Source organism: Arthrobacter sp. KUASC02 (assembly GCF_059739395.1).
This window is the reverse complement of record NZ_AP046053.1, coordinates 3999627-4023561: the sequence shown is the minus strand read 5'-3', so window position 1 is coordinate 4023561 and position 23935 is coordinate 3999627. Positions and strand designations below refer to the sequence as shown.

Here is a 23935-nt window from a genome sequence, read left to right as displayed (position 1 = left end):
CACGACGCCTCCTCTTCCTAGCGCTGCCTTCAGGGAAGGCTACGCGCCGTTACGGACAAACCCGCTACTAGCAGCTGACCCAGCCAAGAAGAATGAGGCCTTGGGGCCGAACCCTGAAGCCACCAGTACCGGTGTGCTTCTAGTGACGAAAAAGTGACGAACAAGTCGGGAATCGAAAGGAAAAGCGGGGAATGCATAAGATTCCCCGCTTGTCCAGAACCAGCGAAAAGACCCCCCAGAAACCTTGATTTCTAGGGGGTCTATCCCGAGCTTCCTATCAGAATCGAACTGATGACCTTTTCATTACGAGTGAAACGCTCTACCGACTGAGCTAAGGAAGCACCGCACAACAAATCCCGGAAGAACCGGGCGGATCATGCAAGAGACAACTGTAATAGAGTCCCCTGCCCGGGTCAAAATGAGCGAACCGGACGTCCGCAGAATGGCCGTTGCGGACGTTATTTGGATGTTCACCCTGCCGTCGGTGCGGGTTCAGCGCGGGGTCCCGGAGCGCCTGCACTGTGGAACGACCAAACGCGGCCGCGTCGGCGGCCGCATGTCAGCGAAGGGGCTTGGCCATGACTCCGGACACAGCAGACGCATCAGCACCGGAAGCCGCTCTCCGCGGCAGCTTTCCCGGCGCCGCCCACGAGGTGCGGCTGGCCGTGCTTGCGATGGTGGGAACAACAGTTTTCGACGGCGGCCTGCTGGAACGCGCCATGACCCGCACCCTGGCGGACCAGGGTGTGGGGGAAGGATCGGCGCAGTTCGAGCGCATGCTTCGCTACGCCAAGGACACGGCAGGCATGTCGAAACTCGCTGTGTTCAGCCAGCTGTTCGAGGACCGGCACCGGGCCGCCGCTGCCAACACCTTTTTCGAACGCAGCTGCGACGAGCTGATAGCGGACGGCGTCATCCAGGCGGTTCCCGGCGCGGAAGACGCCATCGCCTGGCTCCGCGAAGCGGGCATCATGGTCTGCCTTGCCACCGGCTTCGGCCGCCACACGCAAAACATGGTGCTGGAGAGCCTGGGCTGGATGGGGCTGGCGGACCTGAGCCTCTGCCCGGCGGACGCCGGGCGGGGCAGGCCCTATCCGGACATGATCCTGACAGCCGTCCTGGCCCTGGACCTGGATGACGTGCGCAAGGTCGCCGTCGTGGGGGACAGCTGTGCCGACATCCAGTCGGGCCTGCGGGCAGGCGCCAGCACAGTGGCCGGTGTCCTCACCGGAGCGCACGGGGAGCCGGCACTGCGCGCGGCCGGGGCCACCGCCGTCGTACAGTCCATCCGGGACCTGCCGGTGCTGCTGGAGCCCCGGTCCAACTAATCAGGCCTCCGGCCGCCCTAGCACTCCGTGTTGTCCGCGGGCGGCTCTCCGGTCAGGAGGTAGCCGTCCACGGCATCGGTGACGCAGCTGTTCGAGCGGCCGTACGCGGTGTGGCCCTCGCCCTTCCACGTCACCAGGGAGGCGTTGCCCAGCTGCTTGCGCAGGGCCCCTGCCCATTCCACGGGGGTCGCGGGGTCGCCGGTGGTGCCCACCACCACGATCGGGGCCGAGCCCGGGTACTCCACGGGTGCCGGTGTGCGGGTGCTCTTGTAGGGCCAGTCCTGGCAGTTCGTGCCGCCGTAGGCGAAGAAGTAGCCCAGGGTGGGGGAGTCCTGCCGCAGCTTCTGCTCTTCGGCCCGCATGGCAGCCGGGTCACTCACCATGGGGTAGTCCAGGCAGTTGATGGCATTGAAGGCGAAGGCGCTGTTTGACGTGTACTTGCCGCTCGGATCGCGGTCGGCGCCGAAGTCTGCCAGCCGCAGCATCGGGGAGGCGTCGCCCTTCAGGGCGGCGTCCAGGGCCTGGGTCAGCAACGGCCAGTTGTCGTCGTTGTACAACGGCAGGATCAGGCCGCTGACAAAGGCCGAGCCGGTCACCATCCGGCCGTCCTGGGCACGCCGCGGGTTGGCGTCCACGGACTGGACGACGTCGCGGATCTGCTGGACGCCGCTGTCCACGGTTCCGCTCAGGGGGCAGCCGTTGTCACCGAGGCACTTCTCCACGTAGGCGCGGATGGCCTTCTCAAAGGCGCGGGCCTGGCCGCTGGTGAGCTCCTCGTTACTCAGGGACGGGTCCAGGGCGCCGTCGAGCACCATGCGGCCTACGTTGTCCGGAAACAGCGAGGCATAAGTGGAACCCAGGAACGTGCCGTAGGAGTAGCCGAGGTAGTTCAGTTTGGCGTCGTTGACCACGGCGCGCAGGATGTCCATGTCCTTGGCGGCGCTGACGGTGTCCACATGTCCCAGCACAGGGCCGGTCTTTTCGGCGCACTTGGCTGCCGTTGCCTTGTTGTCCGCGAGAGCGGCCGCCAGTCCGGCGTCCGAGCTGAGGTCATAGGTCTTTGCCCGGGATTCGTCGCGTTCCTGGTCCGTGAGGCAGGTGACGGGGGAGGACCGCTTCACTCCGCGGGGGTCGAAGCCCACCAGGTCATAGCTGGCGCGCACTTCACTGGAAATGTTGGTGGCGCCGGCATCCTTGACGAAGTCGTAGCCGGAACCGCCCGGGCCGCCGGGGTTGACCAGCAGGCTGCCGGTCTTTTTGCCCGTTGCCTTCATTTTGAGGGCCGCGATCTCGATGCTGTCGCCGTCGGGCTTGCTGTAGTCCAGGGGCACCTTGATTTTGGCGCATTCGAGCTTGTCCTCGCAGGACGTCCAGGAGACCTCCTGCGAGTAGAAGTTCCGGAGCTCTTCGGGAGCCGCTTCGGCGATCGAAGGGTCAGCCTTGGCGGTGCTGCCGCCGCCCGATCCGCCGTCGGGCTGGCCGAACAGGGTGCAGCCGGTCAGTGCGAGCAATACGGCCAGGGAGCCAGCAGCTGCCTTGGCGGCGGTCGATCCGGACCGTAACCGCAGGGGCAGACGTCGGGCAGGCTTCATGCAGGACTCCTTGAAGGACTTGGCGTGGGCTCGGGCGAACATACGGCGGCGGGACGGGGCTGGGCGGGGCTGCACTAGATCAGGCTCGCGGCCATGGATTCGATCGCCAGCAGGGGTGCAACGTTGGTGGTGGTGATTCGCTGGCGGGCCTTGTTGATCGCATCCATCCGGGCGAGCGTTGCCTCCGCACTGGACCGCCCCGCAAACTCGGCCAGCTCGCTCCTGAGTTCAACGTTTACCAACTCTACGGCGTTCCCCATCTGGATGATGAGGACGTCCCGGTAGAACGAGAGCAGGTCCGTGAGCGTCCGGTCCAGGGAATCGGTGATGGAGCGTTTGGCGCGCCGCTTCTGGTCGTCCTCAAGCTGCTTGAGCTGGCTTCTCATGGCGGGCGGCAAGGTGCCGCTTTCGGGCGCGCCAAGGGTGGCCAGCAGAGCTGCCTTTTCCTCGGCGTCACGCACTTCGTTGGAGCTGTTGGCTTCCTCCGTGGCGATCTTCACCAGCTTTTCAGCCATCAGGACGGCTGCGGTGATGCCCCGCAGCCCCAGCGGGAAGCGGACTGTCTCCATGCGCCGTTCGCGGGCGTCGGCGTCCCGGGCGAGCCTGCGGGCAATGCCGACGTGGCTCTGTGCCGCGCGGGCCGCGCGTTCGGCGAGTGCCGGATCCACGCCGTCGCGCCTCACCAGCAGCGCCGCGACGTCGGCAGCCGGCGGAAGCCGCAGCGCCACCGGGCGGCAGCGGGACCGGATGGTAACCAGGACGTCCGCCGGTGAGGGCGCGCACAGCATCCATACGGTGCGGGGAGTGGGCTCTTCAATGGCCTTGAGCAGCACGTTCGTGGTGCGTTCCGCCATGCGGTCGGCGTCTTCCACCACAATGATCCGCCACCGTCCGGAGGAGGGGCGGTTTCCGGCGGTCGAGACCAGGTCACGTGCTTCATCAATGGTGATGGTGACCTTTTCGGTGCGAACGAACGCAACGTCAGAATGTGTTTCGCCCAGGATGGTCAGGCAGGCCGCACATTCGCCGCAGCCGCGCCTGGAAACGTCCTCCTGGTCGCAGTTGAGGGCGGCGGCAAAGGCTTTCGCGGCGTTGGACCGGCCGGATCCGGGCGGGCCGGTGAACAGCCAGGCGTGCGTCAGGCCTTCGCCCTGGGCGGCCTGGCGGAGCTGGGCGACGACGGCGGGTTGGCCCTGCAGATCGTCCCAGACAGTCACGGGGCCACGCCTTCCCTGGAACCCTGGCGGGACACGCTCCTGGAACCCTGCCTGGACCGGATCAGGGTGTCCACCCGGTCCAGGATGAGCCCTGCCAGTTCGGCGACGGGCAGGTGGGCGGCAAGCACCAGGTAATGGTCCGGGCGGTCCGCGGCGAGGTCCAAAAACGCGCCACGGATCTTCGCGTGGAATTCGTCGGCTTCGGATTCCATCCGGTCTTCGGCAGCGTCACCCGCGGTCCGGCGGAGGCGGCCGACGGCGGGGTCGACGTCGAGCAGCACCGTCAGGTCCGGCTGCAGGCCCGAGGTGGCCCATTCGTTCAGGTCCCGCACGGCAGCGGTTCCAAGGCCCCGTCCGGCGCCCTGGTAGGCCACCGAGGAATCGATGTAGCGGTCCGTCAGCACGATGTCGCCGCGTTCCAGTGCAGGCAGGATGACCTGGTCCGCGTGGGCCGCGCGGGACGCGGCAAAGATGAGGGCTTCGGTGCGGGCATCGATATGGCCGTGCCCGTGGTCCAGCACCAGGGACCGCAGTTTTTCGCCGATGGGGGTGCCGCCCGGTTCCCGGGTGCGCAGCACGGTGAAGCCGCGCGAATCAAGGGCCCCGGCCAGTGCCGCGGCCTGCGTGGACTTGCCTGCGCCGTCGCCGCCTTCGAAGGCGATGAACAGTCCGGGGTTCTGGGTACTCACTTAACCAGCCTACCGACAATCACTGACACCGCAGGTGCCGGACCGTAACGGCTTTCCTGCGCTGCGGGCCTCCCACGTAGTCTTTGAGCATGAGTCTTTCCGAACAGCAGGCCGCCGCGCTGTCGGCTGAAACGGTGGTTGTGGCCGCCGGCCGGCCGCCCCGCAAACGCGATGCGCCAGTTAACCAGCCCATCGTCCTGTCCTCCACCTACTTCGGGACCGGGCCGCTCGCAGACGGCGACCGTGGCTACGGCCGCTACTCCAATCCCACCTGGGACCCGTTTGAAGAAGCGCTGGGCCAGCTTGAGGGCGCATCCCTTCCCGGCCTGCTGTACGCCTCAGGCCTGGCCGCCGTCAGTTCAGCGCTGTCCCTCATCCCGGCCGGGGGAGTGCTGGTCATGCCCTCGCACAGCTATGCAGGGTCCCTGGTGATGGCCACCGAACTCGCGGAGAAGGGGCTGTTCGAACTCCGCACCGTGGACATCGCGGACACTGACGCCGTGAAGGAGCTGCTGGCTCCGGCGGACGGCAAACCCGCCAGCATGCTCTGGCTGGAAAGCCCCACCAACCCGATGCTCGGGATCGCGGACATCCGCGCCCTCACCGCTGCCGCCCACGACGCCGGAGCGATCGTTGTCACTGACAACACCTTTTCCACGCCCCTGGTCCAGCAGCCGCTGAGCCTCGGGTCCGACGTTGTCCTGCACTCGGTGACCAAATACCTGGCCGGGCATTCCGACGTCGTCCTCGGCGCCCTGGTCACCTCGGACGCCGCGATCCGCGCGACGCTGCTCCACCACCGCATCATCCACGGCGGCATTGCCGGGCCGTTCGAGGCGTGGCTTGCACTCCGCGGACTGCGGACCCTGGCCCTGCGCATCGAACGCTCCCAGGCGTCGGCGGCCGTCCTCGCCGCCCGGCTGAGCGACCACCCCCGGATCGAGAGCATCCGGTTCCCCGGACTGGAAACCGATCCCGGCCACGAACGCGCCAAGTCACAGATGAAGAGCTTCGGTTCGGTGCTGTGCATTCAGATCGCCCCGGCCGGCGGACTCAACGGTGCCGATGCGGCGGACAAGCTGGTCCGTGCGCTGCAGCTGTGGCTTCCCGCCACGTCTTTGGGCGGGGTTGAGTCCCTGATTGAGCGACGACGGCGCCACGCGGCTGAGCCGGTCAGCGTGCCGGACAACCTGGTCCGCCTCAGCGTGGGGATTGAAAATGTCGAAGACCTTTGGGCCGATTTGGAGCAGGCACTGGACGCTCTGGGCGGCTAGGCTGGGGACGTGGACGGAAAAGTGTTGATTAACTACGTCGAGACCGGGGTCTATTTCCTCATGGCGCTCGTGGCGTTTGGTCTTGAAGCGTGGGCACTGTTTGATTGCCTTCGCCACAAGGCGAACGCCTTCGAAGCTGTTTCCAAGCGGACCAAGACGTTCTGGCTGGCACTGACCGGCGGCGCCGTGTTCATCGGCGGCCTGTCACTGTATGGCGCCGCCCAGGCCATGGGCGCCCTGGCCTATGGCGGTGGCGGCGGCGGTTTCGGCACATTCGGGCTGTTCGGGCTTGCGGCAGTGACCGCAGCCTCCGTTTACCTGGCCGACGTCCGGCCCGCCGTGAAAGACGCCGGCCGCGGCGGCAGCCGCAACATGGGCCCCTACGGGCCCTGGTAACCGGAAAACACCTCTTGCCTGCCGCCGCCGACTGAAGCGGCAGCATTTATCAGGTGGCCGGGGCCACCGTATCCCAGCCCACCGTCAACTCGCCCAGCCGCCAGCGGGACGTTCCGTCCTGGACCGGCCAGCCGCCGTCGAGCATGGACCGGCACATGGCCGTCCACCGTTGTTTGTTCCCGAACGCGGCAAGTGGCGCCGCCTCCAGCCAGGCCTTGTCCAGGGCCTGAAGGAAACCGTGGATCCTTTCGCCGGGCACGTTCCGGTGGATCAGGGCCTTCGGCAGCCGTTCGGCGATCTCCGAGGGCAGCGCAAAGCCGCCGAAGCGCATGGAGATGCTCAGGCTCAGCGGGCCTCCGGCGTCGAGGGCCACCCACGTGACGCGCCGTCCGATTTCGTCGCAGGTGCCGTCGATGAACAGCCCGTTGGGGCCGAGCCGGCCTCGGACCAGGGTCCAGATCGCCTCCACGTCCGCTTCCTCGTACTGCCGCAGGACGTTGAACGCACGGACAATCACCGGCTGCCCGGACACCGGCAGCTCGAAGCCACCCACATGGAAGCTCAGCCCGGCCTCCTCCAGTGCCTTGGCCGCCCGGACGCGTTCGGGTTCGATTTCTATCCCGGCCACCCTGACATCCGGGCGCACAGCAGACAAGCGGTGGAAGAGCTCGACGGCGGTGGCCGGTGAGGCGCCGTAGCCGAGGTCGATGACGAGTGGGTCGGCTGCCCGGCGCAGCCGCCAGGCCTGTGTCCCGGTGAGCCATCGGTCCAGGCGCCGCATCCGGTTGGGGTTGGTGGTGCCGCGGGTCACGTTGCCAACCGGCCTGCCGCTTCTGCCCGCGCTTGCCGCGCCCACCCGTTCCGCTTTTTGCACCACCGGACAAGCTTAACGGTGCGGCCCCGACCTTAACGGTGCGGCCCGGTGGCCGGGCACTGACCCTTGAGTGAGGGGGAGCGGCAGTGTGATGTAACGCTCGGCGGCACAGCCACCTGCTCGGCTAGGATGAAAACCATGACTTACAAGCTGATTCTGCTGCGCCACGGCCACAGCGAATGGAACGCCAAGAACCTGTTCACCGGCTGGGTGGATGTCGATCTCAACGACCAGGGCCGCGAGGAAGCGGCACGCGGCGGCGAGCTCCTGGTTGAGAACAATGTTCTCCCGGACGTCCTGTACACCTCCCTCCTGAAGCGGGCCATCAACACGGCCAACATCGCCCTGGACAAGGCAGACCGCGGCTGGATCCCGGTCAAGCGCGACTGGCGCCTGAACGAACGCCACTACGGCGCGCTGCAGGGCAAGGACAAGGCGCAGACGCTGGCCGAATACGGTGAAGAGCAGTTCATGGAGTGGCGCCGTTCTTACGACACCCCGCCGCCGGCCCTGGACGACAGCAGCGAGTTCTCCCAGGCGCACGATCCCCGCTACGCCGGCCTGGGCGACGCCCTCCCGCGCACCGAATGCCTCAAGGACGTCCTGGTCCGCCTGATGCCCTACTGGGAATCGGACATCAAGGAAGACCTCAAGGCGGGCAAGACCGTGCTGGTCACCGCCCACGGCAACTCCCTGCGCGCGCTGGTCAAGCACCTTGACGGCATCAGCGACGAAGCCATCGCCGGCCTGAACATCCCCACCGGCATCCCGCTGGTCTACGATCTCGACGAGAACTTCAAGCCGCTGAACCCGGGCGGCACGTACCTCGACCCCGAGGCCGCTGCCGAGTCCATCAAGGCTGTGGCCAACCAGGGCAAGAAGTAGGGCAACGCTTTAACGAACGACGGCGGGCTGGTCACCAATGGTGACCAGCCCGCCGTCGTTCTTCCGGTGACCGGAAGTCAGCTGATTTCGGTGCTGTGCGGGTGCCACGCGCCGGTGACCAGGTACGTGACCTTCTGGGCTACTGAGACGCCGTGGTCCGCGAACCGTTCAAAGTAGCGGCTGGCCAGGGCAACGTCCACCGTGGTGGCCGGCGACTCGTTCCAGTCGCTGCGCGCGATGGCCTTGAAGACACTCAGGTGCAGGTCGTTGACGGTCGCGTTCGCCTTGAGGATGTCGCGGGCAACTTCCAGATCGCGCGTTTCCAGCAGTTCGGTGAGCTTGTCCGCAATCAGCTGGTCCTGCTCGGCAAAGCTCTTGAACGTGTCCGCGAGCTGCGGCGGAATCACGTTGGCCGGGTAGCGGAGCCGCGCCAGCTGGGCGATGTGCCGGGCGAGGTCTCCCATGCGCTCCAGCGAGGCGCTCATCCGCAGCGAACCCACGATCATCCGAAGGTCGCTGGCCACGGGCCCCTGCAGGGCCAGAATATCGATGGCCCGCTCGTCCAGGCTGTTCTGCAGGAAGTCGATCCTGGCATCAGCGGCGATGACATCCTGGGCGAGGTCGACGTCGGCCCCTTCGAAGGCCGTCGTGGCCTTGTTGATTGCCTCGCTGACGAGCTTCGAAATCTCGACGAGCTGCTCGCCCACCTGTGTGAGCTCCTCCTGAAAAACCTTGCGCACTACGCGTCCTTTCCTTGGAAATCCGGCCCCACCGGGTGGCGGCCGGATTTCGTGTCACCGCTCTGCAGTCCAACCAATAACTCTGTCAGTGCCCGGTGAACTGTTACGCACCTATAGGTGAACGTTAGCTGAACCCCGCGGTGAATCGCATCAGATTCGCTTCCGGGGCCCGGGCCAGAGCATAAGCTGGAGCCGTGGATCCTATGCTCATCGGTGTCATCGCAGGCCTCGTCGGCCTGTCATTCGGCATCTTTGGCGTGCTCGCGTTCCGGGTCAGCGAACAGCAGCGCAAGCTGGTGGATGTTGAGTTCGACGAACCGGCACTGCCGCCGGGCGCCGCGGAGGTGCTCGCCGTCGTCGGCCGTGCTTTCGTTGTGGTTGACGCGATCGACGGCGTGGTGCGGGCGAGTCCCGCGGCCTACGCCTTCGGCCTGGTCCGCGGCCACACCGTGGTCCACAGACAGCTGCTGGACATGACCGCGAAGGTGCGGCGGGACGGCGTGATCCTCGAGAATCAGTTTGAACTGCCCCGCGGGCCGCTGGGGCAGGGCACCATCATCGTCCAGGTCCGGGCAGCCATGCTTGGCGAGGAATACATCCTGCTGCTGGCGGACGACCGCACAGAAATCACCCGCACCGAGGAAATCCGGAACGACTTCGTGGCCAATGTCTCCCACGAACTCAAAACGCCCGTGGGTGCCATTTCCCTGCTGGCAGAGGCGCTCGAATCGTCGGCGGACGACGAAGTGGCGGTCCGCCGCTTCGCCCAGCGCATGCAGAAGGAATCAAAGCGGCTCGCGGCGCTGGTGCAGGACATCATCGAGCTGTCCCGGCTGCAGGGCGCCAGCGTTGCGCAGCAGGCGCACCCGGTGGACATCAACTCCGTGGTCACCGAAGCCGTTGACCGTTCGCAGCTGCCCGCCGAAAGCAAGAACATCTCCATTGTGGTGGGCGGCCGCGTGGACGCCATGGTCTACGGCGACCAGGACCTGCTGGTGACCGCCCTTCGAAACCTGATCGACAACGCCATCCGCTACTCCCCGGAGAACACCCGCGTGGGGATCGGCGTGCGCTCCAAGGAGGGCCTGGTCTCCATCTCGGTCACGGACCAGGGGGAGGGCATGAGCCCCGAGGACCAGGAACGGGTTTTTGAACGCTTTTACCGCGTGGACGCCGCCCGGTCCCGGCAAACCGGCGGCACAGGCCTGGGCCTGAGCATCGTGAAGCACGTCATCTCCAACCATGGCGGGGAAGTGACGCTGTGGTCGCAGCCCGGCCAGGGGTCCACCTTCACCATCCGGCTTCCAGAGATGGAAGGGCAGGACGACGGCGACGCCCCCGCGGCGCCGGCAACGGCCGCCCCCAGCAACCCACCACACAGTAACGACGCCACCGGCGTCCATGAGCAAGGAGCCAGCGCTTGAGCAGGATTCTCATAGTCGAGGATGAGGAGTCGTTCAGCGACCCTCTGTCCTACCTTCTGGGCAAGGAAGGATTCGAGGTGGAAGTCGTGGACAACGGCCTGGACGCAATCACGGAATTCGACCGGAACGGCGCCGACCTCGTGCTCCTGGACCTCCAGCTGCCCGGCCAGTCCGGCACCGAGGTCTGCCGGCAGCTGCGCCAGCGCTCCTCGGTGCCGGTCATCATGCTGACCGCCAAGGACGCTGAGATCGACAAGGTGGTGGGGCTGGAACTCGGTGCCGACGACTACGTCACCAAGCCCTATTCGTCACGGGAACTCGTTGCCCGCGTCAGGGCGGTCCTCCGCCGGCAGGGCGAGCCCGAGGAGCTCATCACCAACACGGTCCAGGCCGGCCCCGTCAGGATGGACGTCGAACGCCACGTGGTGAGCGTCGACGGCGAACAGGTGTCGCTGCCGCTGAAGGAATTCGAACTGCTGGAGATGCTGCTGCGCAATTCAGGCCGCGTATTGACCCGGGGCCAGCTCATCGACCGGGTGTGGGGATCGGACTACGTGGGTGACACCAAAACCCTGGACGTCCACGTCAAGAGGCTCCGCAGCAAGATCGAGCCGGACCCGTCAGCACCGAGGTACCTTGTGACGGTCCGAGGCCTGGGCTACAAGTTCGAGCCGTAGGCCGCACCCCGGCAACACCGGGATATGCCGGGCCGCACGCCCGGTGCGGCAAGCCCGGCACGGCAAGCCCGGGATCAAAGAATTCAGACGCAAAAGGAGGGCCCCCGCGCGGCGGGAGCCCTCCTTTTTGCTGTGCCGGTCTGCTGTGCCGGCTAGTGGCCCGCGCTGCTCGAAGGCGTCGGCGACGGCGTGGCTGACTCCGAGCCGGTGGGCTCGCTGCCTTCCGGCAGGTACTCCTTGTACTCGGGGAGGGTGGCGTCCAGGACGGGCACCTTGACCTTGGCGGTCTGGTTGGTGCCGTCCTCGGAGATGGTGACCTCGGACAGGGAGCCGGGCTTTGCGCCCGTGCTGCTGAGGATCGCCGGATCCGTGGACTCGTTGAGGAGCGTGTAGGAATTCTTCTTCACGGACACCTCCGTCCGAGAGCCGCCCGCACCGTTGATGGTCAGCTTGACGTCGCTGGAAGAGGAGTTGTACACGGCGCCGACCACGCGGCCCGGCTTGTCCTCGCCAGTGGAAACGATCATGAAGTTACGGATCTGGAGGGGACCGAGGTCTTCCCGGGTTCCGTCCGACGCAGAGTACTGCTCAGAGGTCTGCTGCGGGTTGATGTAGCCGCAGCCGGTCACGGACAGCAGGCCGATGGCAAGTGCTGCCGTTGCCATTGCCAGCTTGCCGCGCTGGCCCCGGTTCATCGCAGTGAAACGCACGTCACGCACTCCTTGAGAGTCTTGAAACATTATTCAGCCATAGCCTATCCTCTTGCGGTCTCAAACAAGGATTCGGGCAGTACACATTCACGTCCGGAAAGCAGTCCCCTCCCGGCCGCTCACTGCATGGCCGGGCGTGCCGGAACCCGGCCGGCGACTGGCCGGACCCGCCCTTGGCACAGCCTTCCTCATGCACTAATATCTGCATCCGTCAAGGGGTTGAAGGGGGTCGATTGGCCCCATTTTCCTTGTATTTCCGCGGTTCGCGGCCCCGATCCGTGCCAGTTGTATGCCTGAATCGTGATAAACTGGTCTGCGGGAAAGGGGAAAGTCCACATGGTTTTTGAGGTCGGCGAGACAGTAGTTTACCCTCACCACGGTGCAGCAAAAATTGAAGAAATCAAGATGCGCACTATCAAGGGCGAAGAGAAGATGTATCTCAAGCTCAAGGTGGCTCAGGGTGATCTGACCATTGAAGTTCCAGCAGAGAACGTTGACCTGGTTGGTGTTCGTGACGTAGTGGGCAAAGAAGGTTTGGAGCATGTCTTTGACGTGCTGCGGGCCGAGTTCACTGAAGAGCCTACCAACTGGTCGCGTCGTTACAAGGCAAATCTGGAGAAGCTTGCTTCCGGGGACGTCATCAAGGTGGCAGAGGTCGTTCGTGACCTGTGGCGCCGTGATCACGACCGCGGCCTTTCCGCAGGTGAGAAGCGTATGCTGGCCAAGGCCCGCCAGATTCTGATTTCAGAACTGGCGCTGGCTGAAAAGACGGATGAAGAGAAGGCTGCAAGCGTTCTCGACGAAGTCTTGGCTTCCTAAGAATTGAACCCCGGTGGCTCAACAGCCGCCGGGGTTTCTTTTTGCCCTTTTTTAGGAGAATGCCGGGATTTTGCCGGGCGCCGCATGCGTGCAGGCACGTAGTGTTGTGCCCATGAGTGCAACAGAATTTTCGGCCGGATCCGGGCCGGAGGCCGGGGCCCGCGCCGTCAGCCCCGTCGTCGCCGTCGTGCTGGTGGCGGCCGGATCAGGGCAGCGGCTTGGTTACGGCATGCCCAAGGCCAGGGTTCCCCTCGGCGGAGAGCCCATCCTGATGCATGCCCTTCGCGGGATAGTGGCGTCCGGCGTCGCGCAGCAGGTCTGCATAGCCCTGCCGGCCGGCGATAGCGCACTGCGGCGGATGTGCGATGACTTCAAGGCCGAACTCGTCGACGGCGGGCCGCTGCTGACGGTCGTCGACGGCGGCGCGACGCGGGCCGACTCCGTGCGGTCCGCATTGGAGGCGCTGGAAGACGGCACCCAGGCGGTGCTGGTCCACGACGCCGCGCGCGCCCTGACGCCCGAGTCCGTTTTCCACCGTGTGGTCGACTCCCTGGCGGCAGGCGCCCTGGCAGTCATCCCGGTGATACCCGTGGTGGACACCGTCAAAACCGTGGAAGCGACGACGGACGAAGATGCCCGGATCGCGCCGGAGGTCGTGGTGGGCACGGCGCCGCGGGAGAAGCTCCGGGCCGTGCAGACGCCGCAGGGATTCGACCTTGCCACGCTGCTGAAGGCGCACCGGGAGGTGGCAGGGTTCGACGAAGCCCAGGCCGCCGCCATCACCGATGACGCCATGCTGGTGGAACGCCTGGGCGTTCCGGTCCATGCTGTCCGCGGCGCCAGCCAGTCACTGAAGATCACCACTCCCTTGGACCTCATCATTGCGGAGGGCCTCCTGGAAGGTCCCCTGGGCGCACGCTGGGTGGAAGGCTGACCATGGCGGCTCCCATCATTCCCAGGACCGGAATCGGCATCGATGTCCACGCGTTCGCTTCCGAAGACGACCCGCGGGAGCTGTGGCTCGGCGGACTGCTGTGGGAGGGCCAGCAGGGCCTGGCCGGACACTCCGACGGCGATCCCGTAGCCCACGCGGCAGCTGACGCACTCTTTTCGGCCGCCGGGATCGGGGATCTCGGCACGCACTTCGGCACGGACCGGCCCGAATTCGCGGGTGCCTCCGGAGTGACCCTCCTGGCCGAGGCTGCCCGCATTGTCCGGACGGAAGGCTTCGAGATCGGCAACATCGCCGTGCAGTTCGTAGGCAACAGGCCAAAATTCGGTCCCCGCCGGGAGGAGTCCCAGGCGGTCCTCACCGTGGCGGCGGGTGCGCCCGTCAGCGTCAGCGCCACCACCAGCGACGGCCTCGGCTTCACCGGCCGCGGCGAAGGCATCTCGGCCCTCGCCACAGCACTGGTGTACCGGGCGGGCTGAGGCGGAGCGCGCGTTTCGCCTAGGCTTAAGGGATCCATTCCTCAGCCGAACACCCAGGAGAACCCTCGTGAAGAAGCCGATTGCCGCCGTCGTACTCGTTGCAGGGTTGCTGCTGAGCGGCTGCGGCACGCCGAAGATGAGCGTCGAGGAAAGCTGTAAATTCCTCAACGGGGACACGTTCGTGCCAACCGGAAACCAGCAGCAGCAGGCTGACCAGATCGCCAAGCATTACCAGGAAGTGGCGGACAAGGTCGCCCCCGAGGTTGCCGAGCCCATCCAGAAAATGGCCGACATCATGAAGAAGGTCGCAAGCACTTCGCTGGGTACCAAGAGCGCCGAACAGACTGCGCAGCTGAGCGAGCAGAACAACAAGATCGGCGAAGTCTGCAAATAGCCCGCGGTGGGCCCCGGCGCGAAGGCCATCGGCTAATCTGGAGCGGTGACCCTGCGCTTTTACGACACAGCATCCGCCGAAGTCCGCGACTTCGTCCCCCTGATCCCGGGCAAGGTGAGCCTGTACTACTGCGGTGCGACGGTGCAGGGCCTGCCGCACGTGGGGCACATCCGGTCCGCCATTGCCTTTGACCAGCTCACCCGCTGGCTGGAATACCGCGGTTTCCGCGTGACGGTGGTCCGCAACGTCACCGACATCGACGACAAGATCCTCGCCAAGTCCGCCCTCTCCTTTGAACAGGACTTCGAGGAAGGCCCGGACGACATCCGCGAAGAGGAGTGGTGGGCACTGGCCTACCGCTACGAGCAGGCGTTCCTCAAGGCCTACGACACCCTGGGCGTGTCCCGACCCACCTACGAGCCGCGCGCCACAGGTCACATTCCGGAGATGCATGCACTGATCCAGCAACTCATCGACCGCGGCCACGCCTACCCTGCCCTCGACGATTCCGGCGACGTCTATTTCGACGTCCGCTCCTGGAACCGCTACGGGTCGCTCACGCGCCAAAAAATCGATGACATGCAGGGAGCTCCCGACGCCGACCCCCGGGGCAAGAAGGACCCGCGGGACTTTGCGCTGTGGAAGGGGCATAAGGAAGGCGAGCCGACGACGGCGAGCTGGGTTTCGCCCTGGGGCACCGGGCGTCCGGGCTGGCACCTGGAGTGCTCGGCCATGGTCACCAAATACCTTGGCACCGAGTTCGACATCCACGGCGGCGGCCTGGACCTCCGCTTCCCGCACCATGAGAACGAGATGGCCCAGTCCCAGGCGGCCGGCCACGCCTTCGCCAACTTCTGGATGCACAACGGCATGGTGACCTACCAGGGCGAGAAGATGTCCAAGTCCATCGGCAACACCGTTAGCCCCGCGGAAATGCTGGAGCTCGCCTCGCCGCGCGTGGTCCGGTACTACCTCGGCCAGGCGCAGTACCGGTCGGTCCTGGACTACCAGCCCACGTCGCTGCAGGAAGCGGCGGCCGCCATGGAGCGGATTGACGGGTTCATCGCCCGCGCAGTGCGGACCTTGTCCGACAGCGTTGTTTCCGGCGCGGCCGGCCTCCTGTTCGGCAGCTACGGCCAAGTGCCGGACGCCTTCGCCGCGGCCATGGACGACGACCTGAACGTTCCGCAGGCGCTGGCTGCCCTGCACGACACCGTGCGTGCCGGGAACACCGCCCTCACCGCCGGCGACAACGCGGCGGCCAGCGCTGCCCTGCATTCCGTCACCGACATGCTGCGCGTCCTGGGCCTCAACGACGTCGCGGCGCCCGCCCGGGACGACCAGGCGGACACAGCCCTGGGCGTCCTCATCGAAGCCCAGCTTGGCGCCCGGGCACAGGCGCGGGCCACCAAGGACTGGGCGGCGTCCGACGCCATCCGGGACACCCTCGCGGCGGCGGGCGTCTTGGTGGAGGACGGCCCGGACGGTGCCAGCTGGAGCCTCAAACGCGGCTGAGCTGCGGCAGGCAGGATGCCCCGCAGGGTGACAACAGAGCGTCGGGCGGGCCCCGGGCGGGCGATTTAACCTGAGTAAGTAGACTGGAGGTCAGACTTACTCAACAAAGCAAGGGTGAAACTCATGGCCAACAACGGTCGCCGGTCGGTCAAAGCGAAGAAGGGCCCCACCATCGGAACGGGTGGCCACGGCCGCAAGGCCCTCGAGGGCAAGGGCCCCACTCCCAAGGCGGAGGACCGCCCGTACCACAAGGCCCACAAGAACAAGCAGCTCGCCGAGCGGTCCGCCGCCAAGCGTCCGGGCGCACCCCGCGGCGCCGGCGCCCGCTCAGGTCCGAAGGGCCGTGCCACGGAGGAAGTCGTCACGGGACGCAACTCCGTTGTTGAAGCGCTGCGCGCCGGAATCCCGGCCAAGGCCCTCCACGTTGCCATCCGCATCGAAATGGACGACCGCGTCAAGGAGTCCCTCAAGCTTGCGGCCGAACGCGGCATTCCGCTGATGGAAACGGGCAAGCCCGAGCTGGACCGGATGACGGACGACGCCATCCACCAGGGCCTTGTGCTGCAGATTCCGCCGTACGAGTACCAGGACGCGTACGAGCTCGCCGAGGAAACCGTGGAGGCCTGGAAGAAGGGCCACGTGTCCAACGCGCCGCTCTTCGTCGCCCTGGACGGCATCACGGACCCGCGCAACCTCGGCGCGATCATCCGGTCCGTATCGGCTTTCAGCGGTCACGGCGTCATCGTTCCGGAACGACGCTCAGTCGGCGTCACTGCCTCAGCCTGGAAGACCAGCGCCGGCGCAGCAGTCCGGGTTCCGGTGGCACGTGCCGCCAACCTGAACAACACCCTCAAGGCGTTCAAGAACATGGGCATTTACGTGCTCGGCCTGGACGGCGACGGCGACGTGTCGCTGCCGGACCTCAGCCTGGCCAAGGAACCCGTGTGCATCGTGGTTGGTTCCGAGGGCAAGGGCCTGAGCCGCCTGGTCCGCGAAAACTGCGACCAGATCGTCTCCATCCCGATCGACTCCGCCATGGAATCGCTCAACGCCTCCATGGCCGTCGGCATTTCCCTGTACGAAGTCTCCAGGCAGCGCTCAGCTAAGTAGGCTTTCGGAGGGCGGCACGGCCGCCCAACGCTCTATCGCCGCCCCGGAACGCTCTCTCACTTCCTGCGGGTCAAACAGCAACGCTCTATCACCTGGTGATAGAGCGTTGCTGTTTTTGTGGCGAAAGGTGAGAGAGCGTTGCTGTTTTTTAGAACGTGTGGCGGTTGGCCAGGACCGGCAGCTTTGCCCGGGCTTCCTTGACGACGGCGGGGTCCAGGTCAGCGAACAGCAGCCCGGTCCCGCCGTCGAGCTCTGCCAGGACCTCACCGAGCGGGGACACGACAGCGGAGTGCCCCACACCGGTGGGCGCGGAGCCCTTGGTTTCGATGCCTTCGGTGGCAGGATCGCCCTGGCCGCAGGCCAGCACATACGTGGTGGTGTCCACGGCGCGGGCGCGTGCCAGGAGGCGCCACTGGTCGACTTTCCCGGGCCCGGATCCCCAGGAAGCGCACACGATGTTCGCTTCGGCGCCGCGGTCGGCATTGGCGGTGAACAAGGCCGGGAACCGGATGTCGTAACAGGTGGCCAGGCCGAAACTGATGCCGCCGAGCTCGAACGTCACCGCCCGCGTACCGGCCTCCACGGTGTCTGATTCGGCGAATCCAAAGGCATCGAACAGGTGGATCTTGTCGTAGCTCGCCTCCACGCCCGGACCGGTGGCCAGCAGGGTGTTGCGCACTTTCCTCGTGCTGTCGCCGGAGCCGTCACCTGACTGGCCCGGGGTGAACATGCCCGCCACGATCACGATGCCGATTTCGGCGGCAATGCCGCGCACCCGGGTCGCCCAGGGGCCGTCCAGCGGCTCGGCAATATCCACGAGCGAATTACCGAATGCGCGCATGGTGGCTTCAGGGAAGACCACCAATTCGGCACCGCCTTCTTTCGCCTTGCGGGCGAAATTTTCCAAAATGTCCAGATTCGCGGAAATATCGCGGCCTGTAACTACCTGAGCAAGTGCAACTCGCACAATTACCTCCAACGTGGCGTCTCACTTCAGTATGCAACCCGGGACGGGACGCTGAACAAGGCCAGCCCTTTTACCGACACATTGCGGAGAATATCGGACATTTGTGTGGCACAGCTAATATTTAAGCAATGGTTATGCCACTCCTAGACACAGCCTCAACCGTGGACGCCTCCAGGCCGTTTCCACTGGGCATCAGCGTTCCGCGCACGGGCTCCCCGGCAACGGACGATCCTCAGAGTGCCTGCGCCAACGTCGCCGTCTACGCGCCCGGGGTGGCCACGCTGGAAATCGCCTACTGCGCGCCGGGCGGAACGTGGCAACTGAAGACCCTCCCGAACATCACCAACGACGTCCACCATGGCATTGTGGACGGCTTCCCGGTGGGTTCGCGCTACGGCTTCCGCTCCTCGTCCGAGGACGATGCCCTGCCGGTGTCAGTGCCAACCGTGGCTTTCGACGACGACGGCGAGCAGCCGCTGCTGCTGGATCCCTACGGCCGGGCAGTTGATCAGAGCGACGGGTTCCTCAGCAATGTGCGCATGTCCAGCGGATTCGACTGGGGCGGGGACCGCAACCCGCACGTCTCGTGGCGGAACACCATCATTTATGAAGCCCACGTCCGCGGCCAAAGCATGCTGCACCCGGACATTCCTGAGGACCTCCGCGGCACGTACGCCGGGATGGCGCACCCGGCAATGATTGAGCACCTCACGGGACTGGGCATCACCTCGGTCCAGCTGTTGCCTGTCCATTTCCACCTGGACGAACCCCATCTCCAGAACCTGGGCATGACCAATTACTGGGGCTACAACACCGCGGCCTTCTTCGCCCCGCATCCTGACTACGCCACCCAGGCCGCCCAGGCGGCCGGCCCGCAGGCAGTGCAGGATGAATTCAAAGGCATGGTCAAACTCCTGCACGCAGCGGGGCTGGAAGTCATCCTGGACGTTGTGTACAACCACACCGCCGAAGGCGGTCCTGACGGCCAGACGCTCAGCTTCCGCGGGCTGGGGGAGAAGCAGTACTACCGGAACGACGGCCACGGCCGGTACATCGACACCACCGGATGCGGCAACAGCCTGAACTTCGGCCACCCCCGCGTTGTCCAGCTGGTCCTAGACTCGCTGAGGTACTGGGTGGAGGAGTTCCACATCGACGGTTTCCGGTTCGACCTTGCGGTGACACTCTGCCGCAACGCCGCGAACGACTTCGACCCGCACCACCCCTTCCTCGTGGCCATTGCCGCGGATCCGCTCCTGTCCTCCGTCAAACTGATTGCCGAGCCGTGGGATGTGGGTTACGGCGGCTGGCAGACCGGACGCTTCCCGCCCGGCTGGGTGGACTGGAACGACCACTACCGCGACGCGCTGCGCTCGTTCTGGGTAGGGGACCGGGCCGCGATCGACGCAGGCGGCCAGGGCGGCTCCGTCGCCCGCCTCGCCGATTCCATCTCCGGCTCAGCCGGCCTTTTTGCGGAATCGGGACGCTCCCGCATGGCATCGCTCAACTTCTTCACGTCGCACGACGGTTTCACCCTGGCTGACCTCGTGTCCTACGACCGCAAACACAACGAAGCCAACGGCGAGCAGAACCGGGACGGCCACGGCGACAACCGCAGCTACAACCACGGCTTCGAGGGACCGACTGAAGACGAGGAAATCCTGGCGCTCCGGGCGCAGACCAGCCGCAACCTGATGGCCACCCTGATGGTCTCCATGGGCATCCCCATGATCACCGCGGGCGACGAGATCGGCCGGACACAGCAGGGCAACAACAACGCCTATTGCCAGGACAACCCCATCACCTGGCTGGACTGGACCAGCACACCGGAATCCCACGCCATGCTCCGGAGCACCAAGCGGGTCATCCGGCTCCGGAAGGAATTCCTGGCGGGCCAGCCGCACCACTATCCCTCCCGGGACAAGCAGGCCTACCTGCACTGGTTCGACGAGCACGGCAAGCCCATGTCCATGGACCAGTGGAACGATCCGCAACACCGCGTGGTCCAGCTGCTGCTGGGCTCGGACGACGGCCAGGTGGACGGACTCGTGGTGGTGAACGGCAGCGCCCACGACATCAAGATCACCCTGCCCGACGTCAGCAACGACGACGGCACGGGCAAGCGATTGTTCGAACTTCGACTGACCACCTCCGAACTCCATGACCGCCGTCAAGGGGTCAGGGTAGCCGCCGGCGAACGCGACGTGGCGCAGTCCAACACCATCAGCATTTACCGCACGTAGGGTTCAGCAGATGGGGACGTCATGAGGGGGATCGGGAGGCTCCTGGCGCTGGCCGCGGTCCTGGTGCTGGTGGTCGGCCTGGGCATGGTGCTGTCCAGCACGCAGGAGGGCCCGGTCAGCCCGCCCGTTCCCGCGGGCTCGACGGCGGCGTCCGCGCCCGTGCGTTCGACGGCGACGTCCGCGCCCGCCGTCGATGGTTCCGGCCTGGAAGCCGTGCCGGCGTCCAGCCTGCCGCCGGAGGCGCGGGAGACGCTGGCCCTGATTGCCCGCGGCGGGCCGTACCCGTATTCGCGTGACGGCGCGGTCTTCAGCAACTTTGAGCGGCTGCTGCCCCGGAAGCCGAGCGGCTACTACAAGGAATTCACGGTCAGGACCCCCGGTGAATCGGACCGGGGCGCCCGCCGGATCGTGGTGGGTGAAAGCGGCGATAAGTACTACACGCCGGACCACTACGAATCTTTTTTTCATATTCTGGAAGGCAAATAGAGGCACGAATGAAGATTTACTCCGCTGATACCTGGACCATTGATGAGCTCCGCGACCAGGCGTCCGACGCCGGCCGCCGGGTCCTGGTGATCCCCGCCGCCGATACCAAGAAAGCAGTGCTGCAGACGTTCGGGGAAATCCTGGATTTCCCGGAACACTACGGAGTCAACCTTGATGCACTCAACGATTCGCTGCACGACTTCGCGGACACGGTCACGGACGATGGCAAGGAGCCGCTGACGTTCATCTGGCAGGTGCCCGCCGTCTTCCGCTCGGACCGGTCGTTCGGCATCATCTGCGAAATCCTGCAGGACGCGGAGAGCTATGCGGGCAAGAGCCTGTCCGTGATCACCGTCTGCCTCTAACCGGATACCAGGATCCTCTCTCACTTCCCGTTGCGTAAAACCGGACCCTCTCTCACCTTTCGCTGTTAAAGACGTAACGCTCCCTCACTGTGAACTGAGTGAGGGAGCGTTACGGTCGACGGCGGATCAGGCGTTGACGATCAGTCCAAGTTCCGCCCGCGACGCGAGGGCCGGATGCTTGGGCAGGACGCGCACCGTGTAGCCGAAGGACCCTGACCGGTCGATCAGCAGCGAACCGCTGAAGAGGAAGCGCCCCTTGCCGAGGTCCTCCTTGGGCACCAGGTCCGCCACCGTGACGTCGGCCAGTTCGTCGCTTTCCTCGGCGCGGCCGAATGCAACCTCCACGGCGACGTCGTCCGGATCAAGGTTGTGAAGCGCGATGTAGGCGTTCACCTGCAGGGTGTCGCCGATCTGGGGGTCCTCGGACACGCCAACCGAGTCGACGTGCTCCACCTGGATCTGGGGCCACGCGGCACGGATCTGTGACGTCCAGGCCGCCAGGGACTTCGACTGGGCGAAATTGTCCGCGACGGCCCGGCGCCCGGCGATCGCCGCGGGACGGTACAGGATGTTCACGTAGTCGTGGAGCATCCGCTCGGCGGAGACCGCCGGGCCCAGGTGCGCCATGGTGTGCTTGATCATCGATACCCAGTGCGTCGGCACCTTCTGCGGTCCGGGTTCCGAAGGCCCTGCCGCTCCGGCGCCGTCGGACACGGTGAGTCCGTAAAACCGCGGAGCCACCTGCGTTTCGAGCAGCTCGTACAGGGCCGCCGCTTCGATGTCATCCCGTTCCTCGGGCGACGCGTTGTTGTTGGCCGTGGGGATGGCCCAGCCGTTTTCGCCGTCGTACATCTCATCCCACCAGCCGTCCAGCACCGAAAGGTTCAGCGAACCGTTGATGGCCGCCTTCATGCCGGAGGTGCCGCAGGCTTCCAGCGGGCGCAGCGGATTGTTCAGCCACACGTCGCAGCCGGGGAAGAGCGTGCGCGCCATGGCGATGTCGTAGTTGGGCAGGAACGCGATCCGGTGGCGCACCTCGGGATCGTCGGTGAACCGGACCAGGTCCTGGATCATCTTCTTGCCGGCATCGTCCGCGGGGTGGGACTTGCCGGCAATCACGAGCTGGATCGGGTGTGTCTCGTGCAGCAGCAGGGCCTTGAGCCGGGCGGGTTCCCGGAGCATCAAGGTAAGCCGCTTGTACGTAGGCACACGCCGGGCGAAGCCGATGGTGAGGATGTCCGGGTCCAGCACGGAGTCGGTCCAACCGAGCTCGGCGTCTGCCGCCCCGCGCTTCTTCCACGCCGCGCGAAGGCGCTTGCGGACGTCCTCCACGAGCGAGACCCGCATTTCCCGGCGGAGCGCCCAGACGTCCTCGTCGCTGACGTTGTAGGCGAGGTCCCAGCGGCCCGTGGCTTCCGCCTCCGCACCGAACTGGTCACGGGCCAGCTTGGAGACACGGCTGTCCACCCAGGTGGGGACGTGCACTCCGTTGGTCACGGAGGTGATGGGAACTTCCGAGTGGTCGAATCCCGGCCAGAGGGCCGAGAACATCCCGCGGGACACCACGCCGTGGAGCTTCGCCACACCGTTGGCCCGCTGTGCCAGCCGCAACCCCATCACGGCCATGTTGAACACTGCGGGATTGCCGTCTGCAAAGTTCTCGCGGCCCAAGTCCAGGATCCGGGACACCGGAACGTCGGGAGCGAGTCCGGCCTCGAAGAAGTGCTGGATCTGGGACACCTCGAACCGGTCGATGCCTGCCGGGACCGGAGTGTGCGTCGTGAAGACCGTGGAGGCACGGCCCGCCGCGAGGGCTTCCTCCCAGGTCAGCGGGCTGTCCGACGACATTAGTTCCTGGATGCGCTCAACGCCGAGGAAACCGGCGTGGCCCTCGTTGGTGTGGAACACCTCCGGTGCCGCGCACCCCGTCAGGCGCTGGTAAACGCGCAGCGCCTTCACTCCGCCCATGCCCAGCAGCAGCTCCTGCTGGAGGCGGTGGTCACCGCCGCCGCCATAGAGCCGGTCGGTGATGCCGCGGGCGGCGTCGTCGTTGCCCGGCACGTTTGAATCGAGCAGCAACAGCGGGACACGCCCGACGTCGGCACGCCAGATGTGTGCCAGCAGCCGGCGGCCGTGGGGGAGCGGCAGCGAGATCTGGATGGGTTTGCCGTTGCCGTCGGGGGCGTCCTCCCGGAGGAGTGTCAGCGGGAGGCCGTCCGGGTCGAGGACCGGGTACGTTTCCTGCTGCCACGCGTCCCTGGACAGGGACTGCTTGAAATAGCCGGCCTGGTAAAGCAGGCCGACGCCGATGAGCGGCACGCCGAGGTCCGATGCAGCCTTAAGGTGGTCGCCCGCCAGAATTCCCAGGCCGCCGGAATATTGCGGCAAAACTTCGGTGATTCCGAATTCCGGTGAGAAGTAGGCGATACAGGACGGGGCGTCATCACCCAGGCCCTGGTACCAGCGGGGCTGGTCCAGGTAACGGTCCAGGTCTTCAGCGGCAGCGTGCACGCGCCGGACGACGTCCTGGTCCGCGGCCAGCCGCTGCAGCTCCTCGCGGCTCACCAAGCCGAGGAAACTTACGGGATCATGGGCGCTCTCGTCCCAAATTGCGGGGTTCAGTCCCTCAAAAAGCTCCCTGGTGGGGCGGTGCCACGACCACCGCAGGTTAGTGGCCAATCGGGCCAGCGGCCGGATAGATTCCGGAAGTACGGTTCGGACAGTAAATCTGCGGATAGCCTTCACCTGCGTCACACTAACGGACAAGATGGGCCGCAGGAACAGGTTTTGGTTTCTTTT

23 protein-coding genes and 1 tRNA gene are annotated in these 23935 nt (G+C 65.8%); 15 read left to right on the top strand and 9 right to left on the bottom strand.

From position 1 onward, the window contains the following. Window positions 1-268: 268 nt before the first annotated feature. Window positions 269-341 (bottom strand) — tRNA-Thr (locus AC6JAC_RS18455). 237 nt (window positions 342-578) lie between these two features. On the opposite strand from AC6JAC_RS18455, the gene AC6JAC_RS18450 reads away from it, so the two are divergent. After that, on the top strand, window positions 579-1328 hold the full coding sequence (locus AC6JAC_RS18450) for an HAD family hydrolase (RefSeq protein WP_028271034.1): 750 nt from the start codon (window positions 579-581) through the stop codon (window positions 1326-1328). Window positions 1329-1345: 17 nt separating this feature from the next. On the opposite strand, the gene AC6JAC_RS18445 is transcribed toward AC6JAC_RS18450, so the two are convergent. The 3 genes from AC6JAC_RS18445 to tmk all read right to left on the bottom strand — a co-directional run bounded on the left by AC6JAC_RS18445 (window position 1346) and on the right by tmk (window position 4826). Beyond that, window positions 1346-2920, bottom strand: a complete 1575-nt coding sequence (locus AC6JAC_RS18445; protein ID WP_497965947.1) for an alpha/beta hydrolase — start codon at window positions 2918-2920, stop codon at window positions 1346-1348. Between the two features lie 74 nt (window positions 2921-2994). After that, a complete protein-coding gene (locus AC6JAC_RS18440) occupies window positions 2995-4137 on the bottom strand; it encodes a DNA polymerase III subunit delta' (RefSeq protein WP_436056694.1) in 1143 nt (380 codons plus the stop codon). After that, window positions 4134-4826 carry a dTMP kinase gene (gene tmk / locus AC6JAC_RS18435; protein WP_497965945.1) on the bottom strand — a complete coding sequence of 231 codons (693 nt, stop codon included), beginning with the start codon at window positions 4824-4826 and terminating at the stop codon, window positions 4134-4136. Before tmk ends, AC6JAC_RS18440 begins: the two co-directional genes overlap by 4 nt. Before the next feature lie 89 nt (window positions 4827-4915). On the opposite strand from tmk, the gene AC6JAC_RS18430 reads away from it, so the two are divergent. Both AC6JAC_RS18430 and AC6JAC_RS18425 read left to right on the top strand, forming a co-directional pair. After that, window positions 4916-6100 carry a trans-sulfuration enzyme family protein gene (locus tag AC6JAC_RS18430; protein WP_454697640.1) on the top strand — a complete coding sequence of 395 codons (1185 nt, stop codon included), beginning with the start codon at window positions 4916-4918 and terminating at the stop codon, window positions 6098-6100. A 9-nt stretch (window positions 6101-6109) separates the two neighbouring features. Next, window positions 6110-6496 (top strand): DUF2516 family protein, encoded by a 387-nt coding sequence (locus AC6JAC_RS18425; RefSeq protein ID WP_497965943.1) that lies wholly within the window; start codon window positions 6110-6112, stop codon window positions 6494-6496. 49 nt (window positions 6497-6545) lie between these two features. On the opposite strand, the gene AC6JAC_RS18420 is transcribed toward AC6JAC_RS18425, so the two are convergent. Further along, the gene (locus AC6JAC_RS18420; RefSeq protein WP_497965941.1) at window positions 6546-7373 is read right to left on the bottom strand and encodes a class I SAM-dependent methyltransferase; all 828 of its coding nucleotides are present in this window, start codon (window positions 7371-7373) and stop codon (window positions 6546-6548) included. 135 nt (window positions 7374-7508) lie between these two features. Here AC6JAC_RS18420 and AC6JAC_RS18415 point away from each other — a divergent pair, with 135 nt between their 5' ends. Then, window positions 7509-8255: a phosphoglyceromutase gene (locus tag AC6JAC_RS18415; protein ID WP_028271027.1), complete on the top strand. Its 747-nt coding sequence runs from the start codon at window positions 7509-7511 to the stop codon at window positions 8253-8255. Between the two features lie 77 nt (window positions 8256-8332). Here AC6JAC_RS18415 and phoU read toward each other — a convergent pair whose 3' ends face one another. Further along, entirely contained in the window at window positions 8333-8995 is a 663-nt protein-coding gene (gene phoU, locus AC6JAC_RS18410) for a phosphate signaling complex protein PhoU (RefSeq protein WP_055800618.1), read from the bottom strand. A gap of 203 nt (window positions 8996-9198) precedes the next feature. Here phoU and AC6JAC_RS18405 point away from each other — a divergent pair, with 203 nt between their 5' ends. Both AC6JAC_RS18405 and AC6JAC_RS18400 read left to right on the top strand, forming a co-directional pair. Continuing rightward, on the top strand, window positions 9199-10419 hold the full coding sequence (locus AC6JAC_RS18405) for a sensor histidine kinase (RefSeq protein ID WP_497966865.1): 1221 nt from the start codon (window positions 9199-9201) through the stop codon (window positions 10417-10419). Next, window positions 10416-11096, top strand: a complete 681-nt coding sequence (locus AC6JAC_RS18400; protein ID WP_011690590.1) for a winged helix-turn-helix domain-containing protein — start codon at window positions 10416-10418, stop codon at window positions 11094-11096. Before AC6JAC_RS18405 ends, AC6JAC_RS18400 begins: the two co-directional genes overlap by 4 nt. A 152-nt stretch (window positions 11097-11248) precedes the next feature. Here the strand turns inward: AC6JAC_RS18400 and AC6JAC_RS18395 are convergent, their stop codons facing one another. Next, window positions 11249-11791, bottom strand: a complete 543-nt coding sequence (locus AC6JAC_RS18395) for a hypothetical protein (protein WP_028271024.1) — start codon at window positions 11789-11791, stop codon at window positions 11249-11251. Between the two features lie 351 nt (window positions 11792-12142). Here AC6JAC_RS18395 and AC6JAC_RS18390 point away from each other — a divergent pair, with 351 nt between their 5' ends. The 6 genes from AC6JAC_RS18390 (at window position 12143) to rlmB (ending at window position 17075) form a co-directional block, all read left to right on the top strand. Then, on the top strand, window positions 12143-12625 hold the full coding sequence (locus AC6JAC_RS18390; protein WP_011690592.1) for a CarD family transcriptional regulator: 483 nt from the start codon (window positions 12143-12145) through the stop codon (window positions 12623-12625). Between the two features lie 112 nt (window positions 12626-12737). Next, the gene (gene ispD, locus AC6JAC_RS18385) at window positions 12738-13559 is read left to right on the top strand and encodes a 2-C-methyl-D-erythritol 4-phosphate cytidylyltransferase (RefSeq protein WP_051628870.1); all 822 of its coding nucleotides are present in this window, start codon (window positions 12738-12740) and stop codon (window positions 13557-13559) included. Between the two features lie 2 nt (window positions 13560-13561). After that, entirely contained in the window at window positions 13562-14056 is a 495-nt protein-coding gene (gene ispF, locus AC6JAC_RS18380; protein WP_497965938.1) for a 2-C-methyl-D-erythritol 2,4-cyclodiphosphate synthase, read from the top strand. A gap of 67 nt (window positions 14057-14123) precedes the next feature. Continuing rightward, entirely contained in the window at window positions 14124-14450 is a 327-nt protein-coding gene (locus tag AC6JAC_RS18375) for a hypothetical protein (RefSeq protein WP_028271021.1), read from the top strand. 45 nt (window positions 14451-14495) lie between these two features. Then, the gene (cysS, locus tag AC6JAC_RS18370) at window positions 14496-15965 is read left to right on the top strand and encodes a cysteine--tRNA ligase (RefSeq protein WP_497965936.1); all 1470 of its coding nucleotides are present in this window, start codon (window positions 14496-14498) and stop codon (window positions 15963-15965) included. Window positions 15966-16088: 123 nt separating this feature from the next. Beyond that, window positions 16089-17075: a 23S rRNA (guanosine(2251)-2'-O)-methyltransferase RlmB gene (rlmB, locus tag AC6JAC_RS18365; protein WP_028271019.1), complete on the top strand. Its 987-nt coding sequence runs from the start codon at window positions 16089-16091 to the stop codon at window positions 17073-17075. Window positions 17076-17223: 148 nt separating this feature from the next. Here rlmB and AC6JAC_RS18360 read toward each other — a convergent pair whose 3' ends face one another. Next, window positions 17224-18042 carry a carbon-nitrogen hydrolase family protein gene (locus AC6JAC_RS18360; protein ID WP_497965934.1) on the bottom strand — a complete coding sequence of 273 codons (819 nt, stop codon included), beginning with the start codon at window positions 18040-18042 and terminating at the stop codon, window positions 17224-17226. 128 nt (window positions 18043-18170) lie between these two features. Here AC6JAC_RS18360 and glgX point away from each other — a divergent pair, with 128 nt between their 5' ends. The 3 genes from glgX to AC6JAC_RS18345 are packed head-to-tail and all read left to right on the top strand — an operon-like array spanning window position 18171 to window position 21136. Then, window positions 18171-20285, top strand: coding sequence for a glycogen debranching protein GlgX (gene glgX, locus AC6JAC_RS18355; protein ID WP_497965932.1), 2115 nt, complete (start codon window positions 18171-18173; stop codon window positions 20283-20285). Between the two features lie 21 nt (window positions 20286-20306). Beyond that, window positions 20307-20771: a guanyl-specific ribonuclease gene (locus AC6JAC_RS18350; RefSeq protein WP_497965930.1), complete on the top strand. Its 465-nt coding sequence runs from the start codon at window positions 20307-20309 to the stop codon at window positions 20769-20771. Between the two features lie 8 nt (window positions 20772-20779). Continuing rightward, window positions 20780-21136 (top strand): barstar family protein, encoded by a 357-nt coding sequence (locus AC6JAC_RS18345; protein WP_028271015.1) that lies wholly within the window; start codon window positions 20780-20782, stop codon window positions 21134-21136. Between the two features lie 126 nt (window positions 21137-21262). Here the strand turns inward: AC6JAC_RS18345 and glgP are convergent, their stop codons facing one another. Beyond that, complete coding sequence (gene glgP, locus AC6JAC_RS18340; RefSeq protein WP_347899336.1) at window positions 21263-23881, bottom strand: alpha-glucan family phosphorylase; 2619 nt, start codon at window positions 23879-23881, stop codon at window positions 21263-21265. Window positions 23882-23935: the final 54 nt, after the last annotated feature.